Source organism: Chloroflexota bacterium (assembly GCA_020850535.1).
In the GTDB taxonomy this organism is placed as follows: Bacteria; Chloroflexota; UBA6077; order UBA6077; family JACCZL01; genus JADZEM01.
The window spans coordinates 1-5,776 of record JADZEM010000115.1 but is presented as its reverse complement, the minus strand read 5'-3'; the positions used below and the strand labels follow the sequence as shown (position 1 = coordinate 5,776).

At 65.5% G+C, this 5,776-nt stretch carries 5 protein-coding genes; 3 read left to right on the top strand and 2 right to left on the bottom strand.

All coding sequences use genetic code 11. From position 1 onward, the window contains the following. The 3 genes from IT306_15740 to IT306_15730 all read left to right on the top strand — a co-directional run. Positions 1-1,095, top strand: a 1,095-nt coding sequence (locus IT306_15740; GenBank protein MCC7369880.1) for a hypothetical protein, incomplete at its 5' end; no start/stop codon positions are given. 146 nt (positions 1,096-1,241) lie between these two features. Further along, positions 1,242-2,210, top strand: coding sequence for a sugar ABC transporter permease (locus IT306_15735; protein MCC7369879.1), 969 nt, complete (start codon positions 1,242-1,244; stop codon positions 2,208-2,210). A 10-nt stretch (positions 2,211-2,220) separates the two neighbouring features. Further along, on the top strand, positions 2,221-3,117 hold the full coding sequence (locus IT306_15730) for a carbohydrate ABC transporter permease (GenBank protein ID MCC7369878.1): 897 nt from the start codon (positions 2,221-2,223) through the stop codon (positions 3,115-3,117). 218 nt (positions 3,118-3,335) lie between these two features. Here IT306_15730 and IT306_15725 read toward each other — a convergent pair whose 3' ends face one another. Together IT306_15725 and IT306_15720 are read right to left on the bottom strand one after the other, a co-directional pair. After that, positions 3,336-4,682, bottom strand: a complete 1,347-nt coding sequence (locus IT306_15725) for an MFS transporter (GenBank protein ID MCC7369877.1) — start codon at positions 4,680-4,682, stop codon at positions 3,336-3,338. Positions 4,683-4,771: 89 nt separating this feature from the next. Beyond that, positions 4,772-5,434: a hypothetical protein gene (locus IT306_15720; GenBank protein ID MCC7369876.1), complete on the bottom strand. Its 663-nt coding sequence runs from the start codon at positions 5,432-5,434 to the stop codon at positions 4,772-4,774. Between the last annotated feature and the right edge of the window lie 342 nt (positions 5,435-5,776).

The window sequence follows — 5,776 nt, the reverse complement described above, 5'->3', positions numbered from 1 at the left end:
GGCTGGGAGCCGAAGGCCCTGGCGATGATCAAGGACAAGTCGATCCCCTGGAGCGCCCACGGCTACGCGCCGTTCTTCAATCAGTACAACTACATCAAGTCCGGTATGGCCATGCCCATCGACGACCAGGTGAAAGCGTCGGCGGTGCCGTGGGCCAAGGACATGAAGTCCACCTACTACGCCCCCAACATCGACGACGTGAACCGGTTCGAGGGCAAGCTGTACTTCGTGCCGATGAAGCTCAACATCCACCTGTTGGGCTACCGCTCGGACTACCTGAAGAAGGCCGGCGTCGACAAGATGCCGGACACCTGGGACGACTTCGAGAAGGTGCTCGGCGAGGTCAAGAAGGCGATGGCCTCCGAGCAGGTGATCCCCTTCGCGATGCGGAAGGAGTTCTACCGGACGCTCGGCACCTCCTACGTCACCCGTAAGCAGGAGATCTGGGACAGCAAGGGCGTCTACGCGCTCGACACCCCCGAGTTCTACGACACCATCAACATGTACAACCGGTGGTTCAAGAACGGGCTCATCACCAACGACTCGTTCATTGCCGCCGGCGACGTGTCGATCTGGGAGAAGGGCAAGGTCTTCGCCGGTATCGACTCGCACTCGTGGATCCGCACCGCGAAGAAGGTGTACGGCAACGAGAATGTCGGTGGGATGCTGCCGCCGCAGGTCAGCAAGACCGACAAGCCCCGAAGCTGGATGCATGTCGATTCTGGCTTTGCGTTCGTCGGCGGGGCAGACCCGCAGGAGGGCGTCAACTGGCTGCTGTCGATCTTCGCGCCGGAAGGCGAGGTATCGGACAAGTGGTGGCCGAAGGTCATCACCTTCTCCGGCTCGCCGGTCCACAAGGCGACGTTCGACAAGTTCGTGACAAAGGCCACGGACTACCCGGAGATCGCCGACAGCTACAAGGCCATTGCCAGCAGCACGCTGATGCCGGTCATGGTCGGTGCGAGCTACCCGGCGACGCAGACAAAGATCTGGCCGTGGATGGAGCGCTTCTGGGCCGGCGAGATCGGCGACAAGGAAGCCGTGCAGGGCGCGATGAAGGACATTCAGGAGGAGATGGCGAAGTCGGTTCGCTGACGGCTGTTCCGATACGGCGGCCCGACGCACACGAGGCGTCGGGCCGCACGCTGGTCCAGCGGCGCGTCGTCTCTGGCGGCCGAGTCCAGGCGTCGTCGCCGCTTACCAGCGCTGGCCTGTGATGTCAGCAAGGAGAATCGTAGGCGATGCAGACGCTCTCGCCGAGCGCAGGCCGAGCCAGTGTGCCCGGGGCGGACGCCGCCCGCCGCGCCTCCCGACGACGGCGCGTGATCGGCGATGCGCTGATGGGGTACGCGTTCATCGCGCCGGCCGTCGGGTTGTACCTGCTGTTCCAGGGGTATCCGATCGTGCGCGGCTTGATGATCGCGTTTTCGGACTACCGGTTCCTGATCCCCGATCATCAGCCGTTCAACGGGCTCAACAACTGGTACGAGATGTGGAAGGACGCCACATTCTGGGCGTCGATGAATCGGGCGTTTCAGTACACCGGCTACTACGTGGTCGGGCTGTTGATCCTGGGCCTGATCGGCGCGGTGCTGATCAGCTCGATCAATGGCCCAAAAGAGGCCAGCGTGTACCGGGTGATCGCCTACATGCCGGTGGTCCTGCCCATCGCGGTGGCGCTGCTGCTCTGGCGACAGTTGCTGAACAATCAGTTCGGGTACGTCAACCACATTCTGCGCGACATCCTGGGCCTGCCGGCTCCGAACTGGCTCGGCGATGCTGCGTGGGTGATCCCGACGTTGGCCATCGCGGCGGTCTGGAAACAGATGGGGCAAACCATCCTGTTGTTCTTGATCGGGATCTACGGCATCAACCGTGAGCTGTACGAGGCGGCGGCGATTGACGGCGCCGGTGCGTGGCGGCGCTTCCTGAGCATCACGCTGCCGCTGTTGCGCCCGTCGTTCGTGCTGGTGCTGGTCCTCTCCGCTGGCGTCCTTGGCACGGTCGAAGAGTCGCTGATCTTTTTCCCGAACGAGACTGGCCCACGAGCCTCCGCGCAGATCATCGGCCGGTACAGCTACGACGTGGCGTTCAAGTTGGGCGATATGCGCTGGGGCTACGCGGCGGCCATGGGCCTGACGGTCGGCATCATCTCGATGCTGATCTCGGCCATCGTGTTCCGCGTGTTGCGCAGCGACCGTCCAGACTAGGAGTTCCTGCATGGCAACCTTGGCGACCGTTGGCAGCAGCCGGCGAGTCAGCACCCTGGAGCGGCTCTGGTGGAGGCGTAGCGCGATCCTCCAGCGGCTGGCCGTCTGGGCGCTGATGCTGGTGTTCCTGCTGCCGATTGTCTGGGCGGTGTCGGCTTCGTTCAAGACGCGCGTGGAGCTGTACCAGGCGCTCCCGTCGCTCTTGCCGATGCGCCCGACACTCGCGAACTACACGTTCGCCATCGAGCGGATGCCAGCCTTTCTGCAGCAGTTCCAGAACAGCATGTTCGTGGCGATCGGCGCGACGATCCTCCAGGTGGTGTGCGCCAGCCTGGCCGGGTACGCCTTCGCACGCCTGCGCTTTCCCGGACGCGATCTCATCTTCTACTCGATGGTGATGCTGATCTTCGTGCCGCGCGCCGGCGGCCTCATCGCGCAGTATGAGCTGATGTCCTTCCTCGGCCTGCGGAACAGCCTGTTCGGCCTGATCCTGGCGTTCTCGGCGGGTATGGCCGTGCCCTGCTTCATCATGCGCCAGACGTTCCTGAACATCCCGTCCGTCTTCGAGGAAGCGGCGATGATCGACGGCTGCGGTCGCTGGCAGGCGTTCTGGCGGATTATCGCGCCGATGGGCACCGGCGGCATGGTGGTGGTTGGCCTGTTCGAGTTCATTCGGGTGTGGGGCGAGTTCCTGTTCACCTACACGATGATCGACCGCAAAGAGCTCTACACGCTCGGTATCGGCATCGTGATGACCTGGGCCGACTCGACGGTGCTGGAAGGCGAGTTCAGCACCTACGGCACCCAGTGCGCCGCGTACCTGATGTACGCGCTGCCGGTGATCCTGTTCTACGTGGCGCTCCAGAAGTGGTTCATCCGGGGCCTGACGGAGGGCCTGAAGCTGTAGGTCGACATCCACGAAGCCGTCGTAGCCGACTCGGTCGAGCGCGGGCAGGACCTTGACGTAGTCACAGGTCCCCTCGCCGGGGATCGGGAACTCGTGGTCGGGTGTGTGAGGCCGCGCGCATCTTTGACCTCGTCCTGCGCCGTGTGCGAGCCAGCCTGCGCGATGACCGGCTCGATGTGCAGGCCCTGGGTCTGGACATGGGGACCGTCCTGCGAAGGTCAGCGGGCCGGTACGCCCTCCAGCGCTGACGGCGGGCGACCCGGCGGCGGCGTGGTCCCGACGGCGACGGCCCCGAGCAGCATCAGCACGATGGCCACCATCCAGACCGGATCGTAGCTTCCGACGGCGTCGCGGACGTACCCGGCGACCGGTGGGCCGGCTGCCGAGAACAGCAGTGTGATCGGCGTGACGGCCCCGCGGATGCCGCCCTGGTAGCGCCGGCCAAAGTAGTCGGCCCAGAGGTAGTTCTGCATCATCATGCCGGAGCCGATGCCAAACCCGAAGGTGATCATCGACAGGAACATGATGACGTGGTTGTTGGCGAGGATCGTCAGGATCGACGCGACGGCCAGCAGCAGGAAGCCGAGCGCGCCCATGATTCGCGACGGGATCCGGTGCGCCAGCAGGCCCATCATGAACGTACTGAGGCCGGCGGCGGCTGCATCCATCGCCGTGGCGTAGGAGATCAGGTGCGGATCGAGTCCACGATCCATGAAGCTCGGGATGCGGTGGACGGCGACGCTGGTCATCGCCAGCATCACCAGCCCGAACACGAAGACCAGCTTCCAGAACGTCACCGTTCGGATCGCCTCGGCACGGGTCCACGAGTGCTCATCGGCGTGCGGTGAGGCTTTCGGCTCACCGTCGGCCCGTCGCGTGACCGCTGTCGTGATGGGCCGACGACCATCTGGAAGCAAGCCCATGTCCTCAGGCTGGCGGCGAATGAAGGTGTACGCCAGCGGCGCGATGACGCCCGCGCCGATCAGGCCCATCACGACCCAGGCCATGCGCCAGCCTAGCTCGTCGATCAGGATCTGGGTGAGCGGCACCAGCAGGAACCCGCCCAGCGGCACCCCGAGCGACGCATACGCCATCGCCCTGGCCCGATGTCGCACGAACCACTTGGTGACGGGGACGGACGTCACCAGCGCGCCAGGGCCGTTCATGCCGACGAGGCCCATCACGGCAAACGCCGCGATGATCTCCCAGCCGTGTGATGCCAGCGACAGCCAGACCATCGCGACGAAGCAGAGGATGGCGGCCAGCGGCAGCATGATGCGGACGCCGAAGCGGTCGATCAGCGGGCCAACAATCGGGGCCGTCAGCGCGCTGGTGACCTGGCGCGACGACTGGGACCAGCCGAAGATGGCGCGGCCGATGCCGAGTTCGTCGCCCATCGGCTTGATGAAGAGGCCGAAGTTGAGCGCGCCCATCGCCATCGTGAGGGCGCTGGTCACGGCTAACACGCCGACGATCACCCACCCGTAGTAGAGCCGAGGGCGCGCAGCCACCGAGGCCGCGCCGGCGGCGATCTCCGGGCTGCTGCTGAGGGGCACTCCCGCCACGTCTACGCTCCAGCGGCCCAGCGATCATCTGCAGGCCACTGGCGCCGCCTGAATGGTAGCGCACAGCCGGGGCGCTCCGCGCCGGCCGCTCAGAGCACGATGGTCACCGCTCCGGTGATCACCAGGGCGATGGCCCAGATCCGGTCAAGGTTCAGCCAGGCCGAGCGAAGGATCTTCAGCCCGACCCTCTGGTAGACGACGATCGCCAGGGCCGCCATCACCACGAGCATCGAGAGCGTGTGCACGCCGATCGCCGCCAGATCGACTATCGCCAGTTGATCGAGCGCGTGAAGGAGTGCCTGGCCGGCGCTGGTCTCGTGGTCGGCATGGGCGGCGAGGTCCGGATGCAGGCGCAGCAGGACCGGCATCAGCATCAGGCCGGCCCCGTGCGCCGACGCCATCAAGAACGACCAGAGCGCCAGGTCGGCCGGGCCGACCCGCATCCCCACCCACTTCGGGTGTGACAGCGGAACCAGCAGCTTGTACGCACCGAACGCGATCAGCAGCCCGCCGCCGACCCAGCGGAGAGCGGCGGCGTCGACCCAGAGCTGGGCCACCCCGACCAGCAGCACGACGACCGCGACCGACGCAGCATGCCCGGCGGCAATCGGCCCGAACGCCCGAATGACGGCGGCCAGCCGCTTCTCTTGCAGGCCGAGGGCCACCGCGAAGAGCCAGCCCATGCCGGGGTTGAGACCGTGATACCCGCCGAGCGCAGCCAGCGAGAGCCAGGGCAGGAGATCGAGCGACATCGTCGTGTCCATCCAGCGGCAGCAGGCGGAAGGTCGTGAGCGGGTGTCGGGTTCTGGGTTTCGGGTTTCAGACGTGGGTCGTGAGCGGGTGTCGGGTTCTGGGTTTCGGGTTTCAGAGGTGGGTCGTGGGAATGTTGGGGTGAAAACGCGCGACTCGCAATTGTCGTCCTGAGCGCAGCGAAGGACCTCACCCGCTGACCGTCAACGCTCACCCGTCTGCTGACGCTCGACGTTTGCGTCAGCGGTCAGCAATGAGTCTGTCATCCTGAACGAGCGAGCTTGCGAGCGACGTGAAGGATCTCCCAACCGTGACGGTCAGCGGGTGAGGTCCTTCGCTGCGCT